An 18,023-nucleotide genomic window follows, 5' to 3' on the forward strand; every position below is an offset into this window, starting at 1 on the left:
GCCGTGAACCCGAATATTACGGTGATGGCCATGGGCGAGAAGTGCGCAGACCTGATGAGAAAACAGTGATGTGAGCACCGCCGAGGACGTGGTCGCCTATCTGGGCGACCACGCACCGTTTCAGTCGATGGCCCCTGACGCCCTGGCTGAACTCGCCTCGGCGTCCACCACACACCATTTCGACGCCGGTGAGCTGATCACCGACTACACGATGCAGGTCCCCGACGAGGTGTGGATGCTGCGCGCGGGCCATGTCGTGTTGTTCGCCGGCGTGGGGGAGGGCGACGAGACACTGGACACCGTCGAACCCGGCGGCATCTTCGGCGTCTATGCGTTGCTCACCGGCGGCAAGGTCCAATTCGCCGCGCGCGCAACCGAACCGAGCACACTGCTGCGGCTGCCGGGACAACTCGTGCGGTCGGTCTTCGCCAATCCCGAAGGACTGTCGTACATCGCCTCCTCGGCATGGGACCGGATCTCGGGCCGCAGCGTCGCGCAGCGGACCTCACGCGCAGCGGTGGCCGACCTGGTGCGGGCCGAGCCGGTACTCACCGCGGCCGAGACGCCGATCCGCGATGCGGTGAAGTTGATGGCGGAGCGGCACTCCTCGTACGTCCTGATCCCGTTGCGGGACGGCGATTTCGGCATCTTCACCGACCGTGATCTGCGCACCCGGGTGGTTGCCGCGGGTATGGGTCTGAACACTCCGGTCGCGCACGCGATGAGCGCACCCGCGCACACGGTGACCGGTGATCGAGCTGGTGCGACCGTGCTGATGGAGATGCTGGAATTCGGCCTGCGGCACATGCCCGTGGTCGATCACGGCGGACGGGTGCTCGGTGTTGTGGAGGAGACCGATCTGGTCGCCTCATCGACCCGGCAGAGCTTCGTGCTGCGCCGGGCCATCGCGTTCGCGACGAATACCGCCGAGCTGCAGATCGCGGCGCGGCGCATCACCGATCTCGGCGTCGACCTGTTCCGGGGTGGCACCGACGCCGCAGGCACGAGTGCGGTGATCTCGGTGGTGATCGACGCCGTCGTGCGCCGAGCGCTGGAACTGGAGATCGCCGACCAGACCGGGGCGTGGCGACACCAGTTCGCCTGGCTCACCATGGGCAGCATTGCCCGACGCGAGGCCATGCCCTCCTCCGATGTGGACAGCGCATTGTCGTGGTCGGACGAAATGTGTTCGGACAAAGGGCGGTTCCTGCGCATCGCGGCCGGTGTGCACACGACGCTGGACCACTGTGGGCTGCCCGCCGACACCAACGGCGCCGTGGCCTACAAAGCGCGCTTCGCGCGGTGTGCTTCGGAGTGGTCAACGGCGGCCGAAGGCTGGCTGGACAATCCGATGAAGGACCGTGGGCTGGTCATGTCGTCGTTGCTACTCGATGCGCGCGTGGTCTGGGGCGACCCGGCCTTGCACACGGCGCCCGCGGCGTTCTCGCGGATGCCGGTCAACCACCCGCACGCCTTGCGGTTGCAGTTGCTGGATGCGCTGGCGGGCAAGGTGCGGCCGCGCTCACTGCGCGATGTCGTCGCGCGCCGCGGCGGCACCTTCGACCTGAAGGCCCATGCGCTGACTCCGATCGTGAACCTGGCCCGCTGGGCCGGGCTGACCGTCGGGCTGGTGTCTGCCTCCACTCCGGCTCGGCTGGCGGCAGGGGCCGGCAACGGAATTCTCTCCGAGGACGACGCGAATATCCTGCGCGAGGTGTTCGATCTGCTGCAGCGGCTGCGGATGGCTCACCAGATCGAACAGCTCGCCACCGGGTGTACACCTGGCGACATCATCACCATGTCGGAACTGTCGCCGTTGAACCGAAGTCTGCTCAATGACGGGGTCCGGGAGATCGCCGCGGTGCAGCGCCGGGTGCGTCAGACGCTGTCCAATACGGTGTCGAGGTCATCAGCAGGCTGACGGAAGACCCACATGCTCGCGCCGCACCTCTACACTGAACGTGTTATGAGTTTGCCCAGCAACAGCCGTCAGCCGGTCGCGGCCGTTCAATCGGTGGACCGTGCCCTGCAGGTGCTGGAAATCCTGGCAAAGTTGCAGACAGCCGGGGTCACCGAGATCGCGGCCGAGATCGGTGTGCACAAGTCCACGGTGTCGCGGCTGATCGCGGTCCTGGAATCGCGGGGTTTCGTCGAGCAGTTGTCCGACCGCGGCAAGTACCAGCTGGGCTTCTCGATCGTGCGGCTGGCCGGCTCGACCACGGCCAGGATGGATTTGGTCAAGCAATCCCAGGACATCTGCGATCAGGTCGCCGAGAAGACGGGCGAGACCACCAATATCGCGATCCTCGACGGCGACCGGATCATCAACATCGTCGAATCCGTCGGCCGTGGTGAAATCGCGTTGCGCAGCTGGGTCGGCCAGAGCAACCCGGCACATGCGACGTCCAGTGGCAAGATCCTGCTGGCGGCATTGCCGCCCTCGGAGGTGCGTGCGCTGGTAGGCCGCAAGCTGGAGCCGTATACCCCCGCCACCGTCACGGATATCGCTCGTCTCGCTGCCGAACTCGAGGCGGCGCGAGAGCACGGCTGGGCGCCGACGCGTGAGGAACTGGAGACCGGGCTCAACGCGGTGGCTGCCCCAATCCGGGACCACAATGGATCGGTCATTGCCGCGCTGAGCATTTCGGGCCCGGCTTACCGGCTGGAGCAGTCGAGGTTCGACGAGGTCGCCCAGGTGGTCATCGCGGCTGCCGAGCAGATCAGCCGCCGGATCGGCTATACCGGCTGACGGTTTCGACCCGAAGTCCGCCCGGCGGCGGTACAGCTCGGAGATAATCTCCTGGAGAGCTGTAGACCCCCGGAGCCGCAGTGTGACCATCAGTGCGTTCGAATTGTTCAAAGTCGGCATCGGTCCGTCGAGTTCGCACACCGTCGGCCCGATGCGCGCTGCGGCGACGTTCGTCGCCGAGCTGCGGGAGAGCGCAGTGCTGGATCGCGTGACGGCGGTGTGCAGCGAGTTGTACGGCTCGCTCGCCGCCACCGGCCGGGGCCATGGCACCGTCACCGCCGTCATCCTCGGGTTGGAGGGCGCCGATCCCGAGACCATCGACCCGGACGTCATCGAGCCTCGATTCGCCGCGGTGGAATCGAGCGGCAGGTTGCGGCTCAACGGAGTTCACGAGGTGCGGTTCTCTGTGACCGACGACGTGCTGCTGCACCTGGGGCAGCGATTGCCCTACCACAGCAACGGCATGCGATTCACCGCATCCGACGAGCACGGCGACGTGCTCATGAGCCGCGAATACTATTCGGTGGGCGGCGGTTTCGTGGTGTCCGCCGACGACGTAGGCGCGGCCGCGGCCACCGATGCCGCTGTGCCCCCGCATGAGTTCGCCAGTGGCCGCCAGCTTCTCGCGATCTGCGCAGAAGCCGGTTTGAGCGTCAGTGAACTGACGTTGGCCAACGAGATGACGTGGCGCTCGGAAGCCGAGGTCCGGTCGGGGCTGCTGCACATCTGGGCGGTCATGCAGCAGTGTGTCGAGCGGGGCATGGCGGCCGGCGGGCTGCTCCCGGGCGGTTTAGGGGTGCGCAGGAGGGCGGCCACCCTGCTGGCTCGGCTGCAGGCCGACGCCGATGAGCGTGATCCGCTGCGGGGCATGGAGTGGGTCAGCCTGTACGCCTTGGCGGTCAATGAGGAAAACGCCGCGGGCGGACGCGTCGTCACCGCACCCACCAACGGTGCCGCCGGGATCGTGCCCGCTGTGCTTCATTACTGCCGGGACTTCATCGACGGCTTCAATGACGCCGACGTGGTGCGATTCCTGTTGACTGCCAGCGCGATCGGGTCACTCTTCAAGGCGAACGCATCGATCTCCGGCGCTGAGGTCGGATGTCAGGGCGAGGTCGGATCGGCCTGCGCGATGGCCGCCGCGGGGCTCGCCGAAGTGCTCGGCGGTACACCCGCACAGGTCGAGAACGCCGCCGAGATCGGCATCGAACACAACCTCGGGCTCACGTGTGATCCCGTCGGCGGCTTGGTCCAGATCCCGTGCATCGAGCGCAACGCGGTCGGGGCCATCAAGGCCATCGCCGCGGCACGCATGGCCGTTCGCGGCGACGGCGTTCATCACGTCAGCCTCGACAGCGCGATCAAGACGATGCGCGACACCGGTGCCGACATGGCCGACGAGTACAAGGAGACGTCACTGGGCGGCTTGGCGGTCAACATCGCCGAATGTTGAGCTGCTCACGGAAAGCGTTGGTAGCACTGGTCTTCGTCGCCTTGCAGCCCGGAGCGGTAGGCCAGGATGCGGGTGAAACCCGCGGGCAGTAATTTGCCGTTGACGTCGCTGGCGGCGAGGCCGTTGACCAGCAGTCCGGCGATCGCCTCATCGGTATCGCCGGGCGAGAGGGTGAGTTTTCCACCGGGTTCGGCCATCTTGGCTTGGCCGACGCCGGTGAGGCAGCCGGTGCGCATCGCCGCGACGGGAGTATCCAGGCTCAGTCCCTTCTCGTGTTGTACCGCCAGCGCGTAGCGGGACGTCAATACCGAGATCGCGGTGTTGTCACCCTGCACCAACTGCTTCTGCTCTTCCTCGATCTTGGCCTGCCCCAGGGCTTTCAGGGCCGCAGTGTCGACGATGATGGTGTTGTTGGCCGGGCAGTAGGAGGCCGGTGGGGAGAGTTTGGCATCGGGGCAGTCTTTGGCGTCGGTGCTCAAGGTCGGCGGCTTGGACGGGGAGTAGATGTCGCCGAGCACGTCCATCAGGGTCTGGAGAGTGCTGGTGTCCAGCGAGGTGTCGACCGGTTCGGTGTCGCCGTAGCTGTCGTACTCGAGGAAGTGCGGCAGATCGCCCTGGCGCTTCTTGATCTCGTCCATGTCGATGGCGGCGCACTGGTCGCTGTTGCCTGCGAAGCCGATCTGGAAAGCGCTGATCCGGTCCAGCGCCGAGCCGTGTCCGCGGGCTTTGCCGCCGCCCTCGTCCTCGGTCATCAGCGGGTCGCGCCCGTAGATGATGCCTGCCAACACATGGTTAAGCCCGTCGCCGGTACTGAGTTCGAAGCGGGGGGAGTTTCCCGCGGCCACCCACCGCAGATACACCCCGCCGAAGCAGTCGGCCTGCTGCTCGCGTACCAGCACCGGATCCTTGCGGCTGACGATGCCGGACTTGAACTGTATGGCGTGACCGTACTCGTGCGCGAGAATCCCGACGATTCCCATGGCGGTGAAGTACTGCAGCGCGACCGAGAACATCACGCCACGGTCCCAGGCGATCAGATCGTCGTCATAGCAGAAGAACGCGTTGACTCTTCCGGCGGTCTCGCTACCGCACGTCTCCGGGGAACGCGGGTCCTCGGAGTCGTATGACACCAGCGTCTGCACGGGTTCGAAGGTTCCCGACAAGGCGCCGGTGAAGTTCTTGCTCCAGAAGTCTTCGATGTCGTCGACGGCCAGCGCCGCGATCTCATCGATCTGACCATGATCGCTGTTCTCGACGTCGCGCGTGGCCTGCGGGGCATTCGGGCGCAGCCCGCTGGTGCCGTCGGTGACCGGCAGCCCGCCGACCCGATCCGGTTGGAACAACATCGATGTCGCCCGGCCTTGCACCACGTCGGCTCCGCAGGCCGCGACAAGCAATGCGCAACAAGCCATCACGAGCATGAGTCGCCAGACGGACCGCTGCGTCGTCAAATTCGCCGCCTTTCGAAGTTCGGTGCTGATGGGCGGGTCTACCGCGGACCGTCGACGGCGTATGTGCCGCTGTCGTCGGTGAACTCGACATTCACCTGTCGCGTCGCACCATTGATCTGCACCTTGCACGTGAAGCTGTTGTTCGTGCCGACCTTCGGATTCTCACCGTTGTTGCAGGTGACCGATTCGACGTCGTTGGCGCCGTAGCCGTTGATGGGGTCGGACAGAATCTCTTTCACACCCGACTCGGCCTGTTTGACGTCGAGCACCTTGCCGCCGCTGAATCCGAACTGCCACACCGCGAAACCGCCACCGATGACGAGGATCGCAGCGATGACCAACCCGGCGATCAACAGCGTTCGGTTGTTCGACGACTTGGGCGTAGGCGGGGGATACGCAGGTTGGTTCGTGGGCTGGTTGTACCCCTGCCACTGATTGGACTGCGCACCGTAGGACTGCGGCGGTGAGCCGTACGGCTGCTGCTGCGGCGCACTGTACGGCTGCTGCTGGGGACCGTATGGCTGCTGCGGCGCCGCATAGGGATTGGCTTGTGCCTGCGGTGGATTCGACGGATTCGGATTCCAGTACGACTGACCACCGCCGTACGACTGACCACCGCCGGGCGCGGGTTGCTGTGGCGTCGACCCGGGCGCTGGGCTTACTCCGCCCGGTTTTGCCCACCAGGGCTGGGGATCACTCATGACCTCTCCTTGTCAGAGGGGGAACATCTATCGTCACGGAAAGCGTTGGTAGCACTCGTCCTCGGTGCCTTGGACACCGGAGCGGTAGGCCAGGATGCGGGTGAAGCCGGCCGGGAGCAGTTTGCCGTTGACGTCGCTGGCGGCCAGGCCGTTGGTGAGTAGACCGGAGATGGCCTCGTCCGCGTCGCCGGGCGAGAGGGTGAGTTTTCCTCCGGGTTCGGCCATTTTGGCTTGGCCGACGCCGGTGAGGCAGCCGGTGCGCATCGCCGCGACGGGCGTGTCGATGCTCAGACCTTTGTCGTGCTGGACGGCCAGCGCGTAGCGGGAGGTGAACACCGAGATCGCGGTGTTGTCTCCCTGCAACAGCACCTGCTGGTTGTCTTCATCCTTGGCTTGCGCCAGCTTCTTGAGCCCGGGCAGGTCGACGATGATGGTGTTGTTGGCCGGGCAGTAGGACACCGGTGGGGAGAGTTTGGCGTCCGGGCAGTCTTTGGCGTCGGTGCTCAGGGTCGGCGGCTTGGACGGCGAGTAGATGTCGCCGAGGACATCCATCAGGTTCTTGAGGGTGTCGGTGTCGATCGCGGTGTCCACAGCCTGGGTGTCGCCGTACCCGTCGGGCTCAAGGAACTTGGGTAGATCGCCCTGGCGCTTCTTGATCTCGTCCATGTCGATGGCCGCGCACTGGTCGACATTGCCTGCGAAGCCGATCTGAAAGGCGCTGACCCGGTCCAGCGCCGAGCCGTGGGCGTTGGTTACGCCTCGGGACGCGGCCGCCCGTTCGGTCTTGAGCTGGTCGCGTATGTAGATCAGACCCGCGAGCACGTGATTGAGCCCGTCGCCGGTACTGAGTTCGAAGCGTTTGGAGTGTCCCGCGGCCACCCACCGCAGATAGACCCCGGCGAAGCAGTCGGCCTGCTGCTCGGCCACGAAAATCGGGTCGTCGTCGGTGAGAATGCCGGTCTTGAATTGAATCTCGTGACCGTATTCGTGGGCCAGGATGCCGACCAGGGCCATCTCGCCGAAGTACTTCGACGCGACCGGCACGATGACGCCGCGGTCCCAGGCGATCTCGTCCATGTTGGGGCCGTGGCAGTAGCTGGCGTTGACCACCTTGTATGACGGCGAACCGCACATGTCCACGCTGTTGGGGTCTCGGGAGTCGTAGGACAGCAGGGTCGTCACCGGCTCGAAGCGCTTGGGCAGTGTCGAGTCGTTCTGGCTCCAGAACTCTTCGATGTCGTCGATGGCCAACAGCACCATGTGGTCGATGTCGCCGCCGTCGCTGTTGTCCGCGGTCCGCTTGGGCTCGGGCGGATTGGGCCGCAGACCACTGTGGCCGTCGGTGACGGGTAGGCCACCGACCCGGTCAGGGTCGAACATCATCGATGTCGCATGACCCTGCACAACCGTGCCGCCGCACCCGGTCAGCAACGTCGCGCAGCTCGCGATGACGAGCAAAGGCCACCAAAACGAACGCCGACCCGACAACTGCCCCCCGCCTTCCCGACACAGTGTGCACGCGCCGCCGGTGGGCAACGCAACGCCTCGAGTATCTCAGTATTGCGGCGGGCTGCGGGTCGCGTGATTCGATCGCCCGCAAACGACCACAATGGTGGCATCGAACACCGCACCCTGAACGATCTGCTCGACCGCGTCGTCGCGTACGCCGCGCACCCCGGCACGTCCGTCGTCGGCATAACCGGACCGCCCGGTGCCGGAAAAACCACGCTCGCCGAGGTGCTCGTCGCGGCCGCCGCGGTACAGCTGGGGCAGGCCGCGGTCGTGCACGTGCCGATGGACGGGTTCCACCTCGCCGACGTCGAGCTGCGCCGTCTCGGTCGGTTGGCCCGCAAGGGCGCGCCCGACACCTTCGACGCCGCAGGCTACGCGGCACTGCTGCGCCGGGTTCGCCTGCCGCGGGCCGAGGTGGTCTATGCGCCGGCCTTCGAGCGGGATCTCGAGCAACCGATCGCAGGGGCCATCGGGGTCGGGCCCGAGGTGCGGGTGGTCGTCACCGAGGGAAACTACCTGCTGCTCGACACCGCGCAGTGGCGGGCGGTCGCGGCTGAGATCGACGAGATCTGGTACTGCACAGTCGATGACGCCGTGCGGGTGCGACGACTTGTCGATCGCCACATCAGGTTCGGCAAGCCAGAGGCGGCCGCGCGCCGCTGGGTGCAGGAGGTCGACGAGCCCAACGCCCGCCTGGTCGCCGCGACCGCAAGCCGCGCGGCCGGGGTCGTCAGCGTCGACATGTCACGATGACACCGTGAGCAGCGCCAGACCCACCAAGGCCGACGTCGCGAGGCTGGCGAAGGTTTCCACCGCGACGGTCAGCTATGTGCTGAACAACGTTGAAGGGCAACGCATCTCGGAGCAGACTCAGGCCGCGGTGCGCAGTGCGGCCGCCGAGCTGGGGTACCGCCCGAACCTGGCTGCCCGCAACCTCGCGGTCGGTGGCAGCGGGGTCGTGCTCTACGTCGTCGGCCGGCTGGCGTTGGGCAATCTGCCCATCGAGGTCGGCAGCAAGCTGACCACGGCGCTGGCGCGCCACGGTGTGGTGCTGTCCCTACAGTTCGAGACCGACGACGACCGCAATGTGGTGGACGCCATCGCCGACCTGAACCCGATGGCCGTCACCAGCACCTTCCCACTGACCGGCGCCGCACTGGCCGCGGTGACCTCGGCGGGCATACCGCAGATCCACCTCGGCAGTTCGCAGCTGCACTCGATCGGCGAGTTGGACCGCAGCATCGGAGAGATGCGCGTCGAGCACCTGACGGGGCGTGGGCATTCGCGGTTGGCGTTCGCGTACACCACCGACGAGGAGCTGCGGCCGCTCGGCGATTACTGGCTCGTCGGATTGCGTGCGGCGGCCGAGCGGCGTGGGTTGCCCGCACTCGAGATCGCGAGTTTCGCCGCGGACGGATCGAATGCTGCGGACATCGTCGCCCGGTGGGCTGCGGCGGGCGTGACGGCGGTCTGTGCCCAGAGCGACGAGACGGCGTTTGTGGTGCTGCATGGTCTGCGCCGGGCTGGTTTGCGCTGCCCGCAGGACATGGCGGTGATCGGCGTGAACGCGATCGACTTGGGCGCGGTGAGCTTCCCACCGTTGACGTCGGTGGCGTTCGACGCGAAGGCGATCGTCGACGTGGCGGTCGCGGCGATGATGTCCGAGCTGGGGTATCCCAGCGACGTGGAGCCGAGCAGTGCGGGCGTGGCGACGCTGATCGAGCGCGACTCGACCTGACGACGTCGGCAACCCTGGACATGTCATGACGAATGGCCGATGCTACTTACGCGCATAACCACGGCTGTGTAAGCTCCGTTCTCGTATACAGAGAGGTGGATTTCCGTGACAGCGAGTGCGACCCAGAAGGTGTACTTCGACCCCTACGACGTCGACATCAACACCAATCCGTATCCCACCTTCGCCCGGCTGCGCGACGAAGCGCCGCTGTACTACAACGAGCAGCACGACTTCTACGCGCTGAGCCGGTTCGCCGACGTCAACAAGGCGCTCGTCGACCATGAGACCTTCAGTTCGGCCCGCGGTGCCATCATCGAGCTGATCAAAGCCAACATCGACATCCCTTCGGGCGCACTGATCTTCGAGGATCCGCCGATCCACGACATCCACCGCAAGCTGCTGGCCCGAATGTTCACGCCCCGCAAGATCAACGCGCTCGAGCCGAAGATTCGCGAATTCTGTGCGCAGTCCCTCGACCCACTGGTGGGTGCCGGCAGGTTCGACTTCATCACCGACTTCGGTGCCGTGATGCCGATGCGCGTGATCAGCGCGCTGCTGGGCATTCCGGAGGGCGATCAGGAGATGATCCGAGACCACGGCAACGAGCAGCTGAGAACCGAGGCGGGCCAGCCCATGAAGGCCGCCAAGGAGGGACTGGTCGACGGGTCGATCTTCGAGGCCTACATCGACTGGCGCAGGGACAATCCGTCCGACGACATCATGACCGACCTGCTCAACGTCGACTTCACCGACGAGCACGGCGTCACCCGCAAGCTCACCCGCGAGGAATTGCTGATCTACATCAATGTGGTGGCGGGAGCGGGCAACGAGACCACCACGCGGCTGATCGGCTGGGCGGCAAAGGTTTTGGCCGAGCATCCGGACCAACGGCGCCAGCTCGTCGAGAACCCGGGGCTGATCCCGCAGGCGGTGGAGGAGCTGCTGCGCTTCGAGCCGCCCGCCCCGCATGTGGCCCGGTACGTGACCCGGGACGTGGAGTTCTACGGCGAGACCGTGCCCGAGGGCAGCGTGATGATGATGCTGATCGGCGCGGCGGTCCGCGACAGCCGCCAATTCCCGCCCGACGGTGAGGTTTTCGACATCCACCGCGAACAGCGTCAGCACCTGGCGTTCAGCGTGGGCACCCACTACTGCCTGGGTTCGGCGCTGGCCCGGCTGGAGGGCCGCATCGCGCTCGAGGAGATCCTCAAGCGCTTCCCGGTGTGGGAGGTGGACTTGGACAACGCCGCGTTGTCACCGACCTCCACGGTGCGCGGCTGGGATTCCATGCCTGTCTTCGTAGCGACCTAGTCGCTGGCAGGCAGGGGCTTGGCCGCCTTGAGATTCAGTGCCGTGGTGCCGACCGACAGCGTGCCCGCACCTGCCTTGGTGACCAGCACCTCGGCGCCCGCGTCGTCGACGTAGCGTTTGCCCATCAGATTGCCGTCCGCGAAGGCCGGGTCGATCGTCGCGCCCGAATCTTTTTCGGCGTCAAGGGCGATCATGGCGACGCCGCCTGCGCGCAGATCGTCGAGGCTGTCGGCGCTGCGCACGACGATCACCTGGGTGTCGCACACCTGGCTCTGAAGGCGGGTGCCGTTCTTGATCATGCTGACTCCTTGGAGATGGGCTGAAGTTCGTCGACCAGCTGGCGGCGCAGCACCTTGCCGGTGGCGTTGGTGGGCAGTTCATCCCGGAACACCACCCGGTCGGGAGTGCGGGAACCGCGCAGTTGCGCACGCACGTGCTCGCGCAATTCGTCGGGATCGGGTGTGGCGCCGTGGGTCGGCACCACCACGGCGACGATGATCTGTCCCCACTGCGGGTCCTCCGGCCCGACCACGGCGACGTCGCGCACCGCGGGATGCTCGACGAGCACATCCTCGATCTCGGCAGGGGCGATGTTCTCGCCGCCACGGATGATGGTGTCGTCCGCGCGGCCGCCGATGAACAGGTAGCCGTCCTCGTCAAGCATCGCAACGTCTTTGGTGGGAAACCAGCCTTCGGCGTCGAGCACCGAGCCGATGTCGCTGTAGCGGCCCGAAACCTGTTCGCCCCGCACGAACAGCTCGCCGGTCTCGCCGGGGCCGAGTACGGTGCCGTCGTCGGCGCGGATCTGTACCTCGATGCCGGGCACCACCTTTCCCACCGATCCGAGCCGCCGGGCCACGGCCGCATCGTCGGTGGCGAGCGCGGCGCGGTGGTCCTCGGGGCCGAGAACCGCGATGGTCGAACTGGTTTCGGTGAGTCCGTAGGCGTTGACGAACCCGACGCCGGGCAGCAGGTGCAGTGCCTTGCGGACGAGGGGCAACGCGACCTTGGAACCGCCGTAGGCCAGATTGCGCAACGTCGCGAGTGTGCTTCCGGACGCCTCGAGCGCGGCGACGATGCGGTCCAGCATGGTCGGCACCACGGTCGCGGTGGTGACACCTTCGGACCGCACCAACTCGATCCAGCGATTCGGGTCGAAGGTCCGGAGGTAGACCATCTTCCGGCCGGCGTAGAGATTCGACATGGCCGCGCCGACGCCGGCGATGTGATACGGCGGCACGCAGATCAGCGCGGCGTCTTCCGGCGTGGCCGAGTCGAATTCGACCGTTCCGGTGATGTAGCTGGTGAGATTGTTGTGGGTGAGCTCGACGGCCTTGGGGCGCGACGTGGTGCCGGAGGTGAACAGCACCACCGCGACGGCATCGGGATCGACGAATTCCGATACCGGCTCGGACTGGCCGGCCGAGGCCACGAACTCCTCGGAGGTGATGACCTGTTTGCCTGCGCCGGCCACGACGTCGGCGTATTCGGCATCGGCGATCACGAGCGGCTCGGGAAGCCTGTCGATGAGCTCACGCAGACCGTCGGCGCTCAGCCGGTAGTTGAGCGGCGTGAACGGCACTCCGGCACGCGCAGAGGCGAACAGCAGAAGGGGCAACAGCGCGCCGCCGGTGCCGACGTAGGCCACGTGAGCCGCGCTGGACGCCGTGATGATGCCCGCGCCTCCGTCGGCCAGCGCGCTCAATTCCCCGGCGGTGAGGCGGATATCGTCGGACACCACCGCGGTGCGGTCCGGGTTGCCCGACACCGCCATCTCCAGCAGCACGGAAATGCTCATAGGCCCTGTCCCGGTGCGTCGACGAAGATATCGATGATCGGATCATCCCCGCCACCGTATCGGGCGAGGTCGGTGACACCGGAAGCGGTGAGCACCTGCGCATCGATGAAGCACTGTCCGGTGACTTCGACGGCCGGCCGAGACAGGATCTCGACGGCGGCATCCGCCATGATCTCGGGGCTGCGTGACGCAGCGAGCACGTCCTTGCCTGCACCGTTGGCGACGGCGGCGGTCGCGATGTAGGTCTCTGGCCATAGGCAGCTGAAACCGATTCCGGCGTCGGCATATTCGGCGGCCCACCCCAGTGACAACAACGTCATCCCATATTTGGACAGCGTGTAGGACGGGTGGGCTCCGAGCCAGTGCGGGTTCAGGTTGATCGGTGGGGCCAGCGTCAGCACATGTGGATCAGCAGCGATGCGCAGATGCGGCAGCGCGGCCTTGGTGAGCAGGAACGTCCCGCGCACGTTGATGTCCATCATCAGATCGAACTTCTTGGCCGACAACGCTTCGGTGGGTTCGGTGGCGATGGCGCCGGCGTTGTTGACGACGATGTCGATCCCGCCGAAATGCTCGACAGCGGTTTCGACCGCCCGTGCGACATCCTCGTCCTTGCGAACATCCCCGACCACTGCGACGGCTTTGCCGCCCGCGGCCTCCACCTCGGCGACTGCGGTGTACACGGTGCCCGGCAGCTTGGGGTGCGGTTCGGCGGTCTTGGCCAGCAGTACCACGTTGGCTCCGCGGCGGGCGGCGCCCAGCGCGATCGCCAGGCCGATGCCTCGACTCCCGCCGGACACAACCATTGTGCGATCGGTGAATGACTCTTGGCTGGGCATGGGCCTCCTCGCGCGACGCCGTTCTCTGATGGTATTGCCATTCTCATTTTTGGCAAGTCTCGTAATCAGCGGGTGCCGCCGGTGGGATGGACGGCATTGTGCTGGTTCAGACCACTGCACGCGGCCTGTTTCCGTCTGGCGGTATTGGCATTCTCATTTTTCGCAAGTACGTTATCCAGTGATGAGCGATGACGTACAGACTCCGTCGGGCATCCCACTGGCGCCCGTGTACGGACCCGACCACCGGGCCGGCGAACCACCGGCGCCAGGCACCTACCCGTTCACGCGCGGCAACTTTGCTTCCGGATACCGCGGCAAGACCTGGACCTTCCGGCAGTACTCCGGCTTCGGCACCGCCGAGGAGTCCAATCGCCGATACCGCTACCTGCTCGACCAAGGCGGAACCGGCCTGTCGGTGGCCCTGGACCTGCCCACCCAATGTGGCTACGACTCCGACGACGACGAGTACGGCGAAGAAGTCGGCCGCGTGGGCGTCGCGGTGGACACCCTCGCCGATGCCGAGATTCTGTTCGACGGCATTCCGCTCGACACGATCAGCACGAGCTTTACCATCAACGGCACCGCTGCGATTCTGTTGGCCCTCTACGTCGCCGCAGCCGAACGCAAGGGCGTGCCGCGCGAAAAGCTCACCGGCACCATCCAGAACGACATCCTCAAGGAGTACGCGTCGCGCGGCACCTGGATCTGGCCACCGGAGCCGTCGCTGCGGCTGATCGCCGACACCATCGAGTTCTGCGCGGCCGAGGTACCACGGTTCAACGCGATCTCGGTGGCCGGGGCCCACTTCCGCGACGCCGGGGCCAACGCCGTCCAGGAGATGGCCTTCACCCTGGCCGATGGCGTGACCTACTGCGACACGGTGGTCGAGCGCGGCCGGATGAGCATCGACAAATTCGCCCCGCAGATCTCGTTCTTCTTCTACACCCACGGCGACTTCTTCGAAGAGATCGCCAAATACCGCGCGGGCAGGCGACGCTGGGCCACCATCGTGCGCGAGCGCTACGGCGCCACCACCGACAAGGCGTCGATGTTCCGATTCGGATGTGTGTCCGGCGGTGCCTCGTTGTATGCCCCGCAGGCGCAGAACAACCTGGTGCGGGTCGCCTACGAAGCTCTCGCGTCGGTGCTCGGCGGCGTGCAGTCGATGTTCACCGCGGCGTGGGACGAACCGTTCGCGTTGCCCAGCGAGGAGTCCGCGACGCTGGCGCTGCGCACTCAGCAGATCCTGGCCTACGAGACCGGCGTCACCAAAGTTGCCGATCCGCTGGGTGGTTCGTACTTCATCGAAGCGCTGACCGATGCCACCGAGGCGAAGATCATCGACATCATGTCCGATCTGGAGGCGCACGGCGGCATGGTGCGCTGCATCGAAGACGGCTATCTGCAGGGCCTGATCGCCGACGAGGCCTTCAAGATCCACAAGGAGATCGAGTCGGGTGAGCGGCCGGTGGTCGGGGTCAACAGGTTTGTCGTCGACGAGCCGGCACCCGACCTCGCAACTTACGAACTCGACGCCGAAGGGCGCGACCTGCAGCTCAAGCGGTTGAGCAAGGTCAAGGCCGAACGTGATGCGATGGCAGTCGCGGAAAGTCTTGCCGCACTGAAGCGCTCTGCGGAAGGAACCGACAATCTGATGCACAAGCTGATCGATTGCGCCAACGCGTATTGCACAGTGGGGGAGATGGTCTCGGCGCTCAAAGCGGTGTGGGGCGAGTTCCGGCAACCGGTGGTGTTCTAGGTATGGCCACTCGAGTTCTCGTCGCCAAGCCCGGGCTGGACGGCCATGACCGCGGGGCCAAGATCGTCGCGCGAACCCTGCGCGATGCCGGGTTCGAAGTCGTCTACACCGGTATCCGGCAACGCATCGAGGACATCGTGTCCATCGCCCTGCAGGAAGACGTCGCGCTGGTGGGTCTTTCGATCCTGTCCGGGGCGCACGTGGCGCTCACCGCTCGCACCGTCGAAGCGCTGCGGGCAGCCGACGCCAACGACATCGCGGTCGTCGTCGGGGGCACCATCCCGCAGGGCGACGTGCAGAAACTGCTGGATGCCGGCGCGGCGGCGGTGTTTCCGACGGGAACCCCGCTCGAGCTCTTGGTGACCGAGGTTCGCGCTCTCACAGGGAAGGTGTCAGGCTGATGCGTCTGGGCGTCATGATCGGGGCCGAGCGCGGTGACATGGCGCGCAAGGTCTCCAAGCTGGTCTCCGATATTCGATGGGCCGAATCGGCGGGGCTGGACAGTGCGTGGATGCCCCAGGTGCCCAACGACTTCGACTGCCTCAGCATGGTCGCTTTGATGGCGGCGAACACGTCGCGTATCGAACTCGGGACCGCTGTGGTGCCCCTGCAGGCACAGCATCCCATAGCGCTTGCCCGCCAAGCCCTTTCGGTGCATGCCATGTCGGCCGGTCGGCTGGCCCTCGGCGTCGGTCCGTCGCACCACTGGATCATTCGCGACATGCTGGGCCTGCCCTACGAGAAGCCGGCTGCTTACACCCGCGACTATCTGCAGGTGTTGAACGCCGCGCTCGCTGGGCCCGGGGACGTTGACGTGGTGAACGATTCGTTCACGGTGCACAACCCCACGGTGCTCGGAGCGGATACCCCGATGCCGGTGCTGGTCTCCGCGCTGGGTCCGGTGATGCTGCAGATCGCAGGCGAGCACGCCGACGGCACATCGCTGTGGATGGCCGACGAGAAAGCCATCGGCGAACACATCGCGCCGAGGATCACCAAGGCTGCCGCCGACGCGGGTAGGCCTGCGCCGCGCATCGTCGCAGGTATCCCCGTCACGCTGTGCGCCAACTCCGAGATCGAAACCGCCAAGGACCGGGCCAACCGCGTGCTGGCCGAGGCCGAGACATCGCCGAACTACCAGCGGCTGCTCGACCGTGGGGAGGCCCGCACCGTCGGCGATCTGTGCGCGGCCGGTGACGAGGAGTCAATCCTGAAGCGGTTCAAGCAGTTCGCCGACGCCGGTGTCACGGACTTGTCCGTGCGGTTGTTGCCGATCGGGGCGAACCGGGACGAGCTGATCGCGTCGAAGTACCGCACCCGCGAGGTGATCGCTGAACTCGCAAAGGCGGTGCGGTGAGTGCGCCGCTGGCGGGCATCCGCATCATCGAGGTCGGCGTCATGCTGGCCGGCCCGTACGCGACCATGATGTTGGCGGATCTGGGCGCCGAGGTGATCAAGGTCGAGCCGCCAGGCGGCGAAATCTCCCGGCAGGTCGGCGACAGCTACTTCGCGAGCCTGAACCGGGGTAAACGCAGCGTCTGCCTGGACCTCGCGTCGGCCGACGGACACGCGAAACTCGTGGAACTGGTTGCCGATTCGCATGCCCTGCTGGTCAACATGAAGCCGTCGGTGATCCACAGGCTCGGCCTCACCTATGAGTCACTGCGGCAGGTCAATCCCCGAATCGTCTGTGTGGCGATGACGGGCTTCGGGCTGGACGGGGGAGATGACCCGGCGTTCGACTATGTGATCCAGGCGGCCACCGGGGTGGCGGCGATGACAGGTGACCCTGACGGTCCACCCACCCTGCCCGGTTATTCGTCGGCGGACAATTCGACCGGGCTGACCGCCGCGCTGGGGCTCTTGGCGCTGATCGTGGCCGGCCGGGGCGGCCAGGTGGACGTCTCGCTGCGCGACGTCATGCTCTCGCAGCTGAATTACCGCGCTGCGGCGTATCTCAACGACGGCAGAGAGCCGCGGCGGTATCCGTTCGGCGCTCACTCGTATTACGTTCCCGCTCAGCTCTTTCCCACCGCTGACGGCTACCTCGCGCTGTTCATCACGCACGACGGGTTCTGGAGATCGTTCGCGGCCGAGGCGAAGATCGACGGATTCGCGACCATGGCCGAGCGCGCCGCCCGACGCGACGAGGTTCTCAGTGTGGTGACCGCGGCGCTGGCCACCGACACCGCGCTCGGTTGGGAGGCGCGTCTCAAACCGCTGGGCATCCCGGCGGCGGCCGTGCGGACCCTCCCCGAGGCGTTGGCCCAGACGCCGCAGGCCGTGGTCACCGCCGGGGCTTTCCGATTGGTGGGCAGCCCTATTCGCATTACCGGATATGTGCCCGACTACCGCCCGGCGCCGGCGCTCGACGAGCGCCCGGCGGCTCAATCCTCGTCGTAGGAGACCGTGACCTGATCGCAGTCGGGGATCGCCTGGCAGGTCAGCACGTAGCCGTCGGCGACCTCGTCGTCATCCAACGCGTCGTTGACCCGCATGGTCGCGGTGCCCTCGAGGAGTTTGGCCATGCAGGTGCCGCAGTTGCCCGCCTCGCAGGAGAACGGTGGCGTCATCCCGGCGCGGCGCGCGCTTTCCAGCAGCGTTTCGCCCGGTCGCCGCGGTACGGACGCCTGTTCGCTGTCGAACATGATCGTCACCTGGCCTCCGGTTTCGCTGGCGGCCGTGGCGGACATCGGTTCTGCCGTCATGAGA

General features: G+C 66.2%; 17 protein-coding genes. 10 read left to right on the forward strand and 7 right to left on the reverse strand.

What is annotated here, in order from left to right; translation table 11 throughout:
- Positions 1-127: 127 nt before the first annotated feature.
- The 3 genes from A5784_RS31785 (at position 128) to A5784_RS31795 (ending at position 4,202) form a co-directional block, all read left to right on the forward strand.
- Positions 128-1,921: a putative nucleotidyltransferase substrate binding domain-containing protein gene (locus A5784_RS31785; RefSeq protein ID WP_064948990.1), complete on the forward strand. Its 1,794-nt coding sequence runs from the start codon at positions 128-130 to the stop codon at positions 1,919-1,921.
- Positions 1,922-1,966: 45 nt separating this feature from the next.
- Entirely contained in the window at positions 1,967-2,749 is a 783-nt protein-coding gene (locus tag A5784_RS31790) for an IclR family transcriptional regulator (RefSeq protein ID WP_064948851.1), read from the forward strand.
- An 82-nt stretch (positions 2,750-2,831) separates the two neighbouring features.
- Complete coding sequence (locus tag A5784_RS31795) at positions 2,832-4,202, forward strand: L-serine ammonia-lyase (protein WP_064948852.1); 1,371 nt, start codon at positions 2,832-2,834, stop codon at positions 4,200-4,202.
- 5 nt (positions 4,203-4,207) lie between these two features.
- On the opposite strand, the gene A5784_RS31800 is transcribed toward A5784_RS31795, so the two are convergent.
- The 3 genes from A5784_RS31800 to A5784_RS31810 all read right to left on the reverse strand — a co-directional run bounded on the left by A5784_RS31800 (position 4,208) and on the right by A5784_RS31810 (position 7,737).
- Entirely contained in the window at positions 4,208-5,623 is a 1,416-nt protein-coding gene (locus tag A5784_RS31800) for a neutral zinc metallopeptidase (RefSeq protein ID WP_064948853.1), read from the reverse strand.
- Positions 5,624-5,691: 68 nt separating this feature from the next.
- Positions 5,692-6,354, reverse strand: a complete 663-nt coding sequence (locus A5784_RS37970) for a DUF4333 domain-containing protein (protein ID WP_082945211.1) — start codon at positions 6,352-6,354, stop codon at positions 5,692-5,694.
- 33 nt (positions 6,355-6,387) lie between these two features.
- Positions 6,388-7,737 carry a neutral zinc metallopeptidase gene (locus A5784_RS31810; protein WP_156750901.1) on the reverse strand — a complete coding sequence of 450 codons (1,350 nt, stop codon included), beginning with the start codon at positions 7,735-7,737 and terminating at the stop codon, positions 6,388-6,390.
- A gap of 201 nt (positions 7,738-7,938) precedes the next feature.
- On the opposite strand from A5784_RS31810, the gene A5784_RS39485 reads away from it, so the two are divergent.
- The 3 genes from A5784_RS39485 to A5784_RS31825 all read left to right on the forward strand — a co-directional run bounded on the left by A5784_RS39485 (position 7,939) and on the right by A5784_RS31825 (position 10,915).
- On the forward strand, positions 7,939-8,619 hold the full coding sequence (locus tag A5784_RS39485) for a nucleoside/nucleotide kinase family protein (protein ID WP_064948991.1): 681 nt from the start codon (positions 7,939-7,941) through the stop codon (positions 8,617-8,619).
- A 4-nt stretch (positions 8,620-8,623) separates the two neighbouring features.
- Positions 8,624-9,604 carry a LacI family DNA-binding transcriptional regulator gene (locus A5784_RS31820; RefSeq protein ID WP_064948856.1) on the forward strand — a complete coding sequence of 327 codons (981 nt, stop codon included), beginning with the start codon at positions 8,624-8,626 and terminating at the stop codon, positions 9,602-9,604.
- Positions 9,605-9,709: 105 nt separating this feature from the next.
- Entirely contained in the window at positions 9,710-10,915 is a 1,206-nt protein-coding gene (locus A5784_RS31825) for a cytochrome P450 (protein WP_064948857.1), read from the forward strand.
- Here A5784_RS31825 and A5784_RS31830 read toward each other — a convergent pair.
- Genes A5784_RS31830 through A5784_RS31840 form a run of 3 tightly spaced genes read right to left on the reverse strand, consistent with a single transcriptional unit; the run spans position 10,912 to position 13,552 of the window.
- On the reverse strand, positions 10,912-11,214 hold the full coding sequence (locus A5784_RS31830; RefSeq protein ID WP_064948858.1) for a hypothetical protein: 303 nt from the start codon (positions 11,212-11,214) through the stop codon (positions 10,912-10,914). The two genes, A5784_RS31825 and A5784_RS31830, sit on opposite strands and share 4 nt — an antisense overlap.
- Positions 11,211-12,713 (reverse strand): class I adenylate-forming enzyme family protein, encoded by a 1,503-nt coding sequence (locus A5784_RS31835; protein ID WP_064948859.1) that lies wholly within the window; start codon positions 12,711-12,713, stop codon positions 11,211-11,213. Before A5784_RS31835 ends, A5784_RS31830 begins: the two co-directional genes overlap by 4 nt.
- A complete protein-coding gene (locus A5784_RS31840) occupies positions 12,710-13,552 on the reverse strand; it encodes an SDR family oxidoreductase (protein WP_064948860.1) in 843 nt (280 codons plus the stop codon). Before A5784_RS31840 ends, A5784_RS31835 begins: the two co-directional genes overlap by 4 nt.
- Before the next feature lie 181 nt (positions 13,553-13,733).
- On the opposite strand from A5784_RS31840, the gene A5784_RS31845 reads away from it, so the two are divergent.
- The 4 genes from A5784_RS31845 to A5784_RS31860 are packed head-to-tail and all read left to right on the forward strand — an operon-like array spanning position 13,734 to position 17,714.
- The gene (locus A5784_RS31845) at positions 13,734-15,311 is read left to right on the forward strand and encodes a methylmalonyl-CoA mutase family protein (RefSeq protein ID WP_064948861.1); all 1,578 of its coding nucleotides are present in this window, start codon (positions 13,734-13,736) and stop codon (positions 15,309-15,311) included.
- A 2-nt stretch (positions 15,312-15,313) separates the two neighbouring features.
- Complete coding sequence (locus tag A5784_RS31850) at positions 15,314-15,712, forward strand: cobalamin B12-binding domain-containing protein (RefSeq protein WP_064948862.1); 399 nt, start codon at positions 15,314-15,316, stop codon at positions 15,710-15,712.
- On the forward strand, positions 15,712-16,668 hold the full coding sequence (locus A5784_RS31855; protein ID WP_064948863.1) for an LLM class F420-dependent oxidoreductase: 957 nt from the start codon (positions 15,712-15,714) through the stop codon (positions 16,666-16,668). The genes A5784_RS31850 and A5784_RS31855 overlap by 1 nt, the downstream gene beginning before the upstream one ends.
- Positions 16,665-17,714: a CaiB/BaiF CoA transferase family protein gene (locus tag A5784_RS31860; RefSeq protein ID WP_082945213.1), complete on the forward strand. Its 1,050-nt coding sequence runs from the start codon at positions 16,665-16,667 to the stop codon at positions 17,712-17,714. The genes A5784_RS31855 and A5784_RS31860 overlap by 4 nt, the downstream gene beginning before the upstream one ends.
- Here the strand turns inward: A5784_RS31860 and A5784_RS31865 are convergent.
- On the reverse strand, positions 17,699-18,019 hold the full coding sequence (locus tag A5784_RS31865; RefSeq protein WP_062832091.1) for a 2Fe-2S iron-sulfur cluster-binding protein: 321 nt from the start codon (positions 18,017-18,019) through the stop codon (positions 17,699-17,701). The genes A5784_RS31860 and A5784_RS31865 overlap by 16 nt on opposite strands.
- Positions 18,020-18,023 lie beyond the last annotated feature (4 nt).

The sequence above is a fragment of the Mycobacterium sp. 852013-50091_SCH5140682 genome (assembly GCF_001665685.1).
Taxonomy (GTDB): Bacteria; Actinomycetota; Actinomycetes; order Mycobacteriales; family Mycobacteriaceae; genus Mycobacterium.

What these genes read in the sequence shown, in the direction of transcription:
- A5784_RS31785 (WP_064948990.1), top strand. Translation starts at nt 128, where the DNA reads ATGGCCCCTGACGCCCTGGCTGAACTCGCCTCGGCGTCCACCACACAC.
- A5784_RS31790 (WP_064948851.1), top strand. Translation starts at nt 1,967, where the DNA reads ATGAGTTTGCCCAGCAACAGCCGTCAGCCGGTCGCGGCCGTTCAATCG.
- A5784_RS31800 (WP_064948853.1), bottom strand. Translation starts at nt 5,623, where the DNA reads ATGCTCGTGATGGCTTGTTGCGCATTGCTTGTCGCGGCCTGCGGAGCC.
- A5784_RS37970 (WP_082945211.1), bottom strand. Translation starts at nt 6,354, where the DNA reads ATGAGTGATCCCCAGCCCTGGTGGGCAAAACCGGGCGGAGTAAGCCCA.
- A5784_RS31810 (WP_156750901.1), bottom strand. Translation starts at nt 7,737, where the DNA reads ATGATGTTCGACCCTGACCGGGTCGGTGGCCTACCCGTCACCGACGGC.
- A5784_RS31830 (WP_064948858.1), bottom strand. Translation starts at nt 11,214, where the DNA reads ATGATCAAGAACGGCACCCGCCTTCAGAGCCAGGTGTGCGACACCCAG.
- A5784_RS31835 (WP_064948859.1), bottom strand. Translation starts at nt 12,713, where the DNA reads ATGAGCATTTCCGTGCTGCTGGAGATGGCGGTGTCGGGCAACCCGGAC.
- A5784_RS31840 (WP_064948860.1), bottom strand. Translation starts at nt 13,552, where the DNA reads ATGCCCAGCCAAGAGTCATTCACCGATCGCACAATGGTTGTGTCCGGC.
- A5784_RS31845 (WP_064948861.1), top strand. Translation starts at nt 13,734, where the DNA reads ATGAGCGATGACGTACAGACTCCGTCGGGCATCCCACTGGCGCCCGTG.
- A5784_RS31850 (WP_064948862.1), top strand. Translation starts at nt 15,314, where the DNA reads ATGGCCACTCGAGTTCTCGTCGCCAAGCCCGGGCTGGACGGCCATGAC.
- A5784_RS31855 (WP_064948863.1), top strand. Translation starts at nt 15,712, where the DNA reads ATGCGTCTGGGCGTCATGATCGGGGCCGAGCGCGGTGACATGGCGCGC.
- A5784_RS31865 (WP_062832091.1), bottom strand. Translation starts at nt 18,019, where the DNA reads ATGACGGCAGAACCGATGTCCGCCACGGCCGCCAGCGAAACCGGAGGC.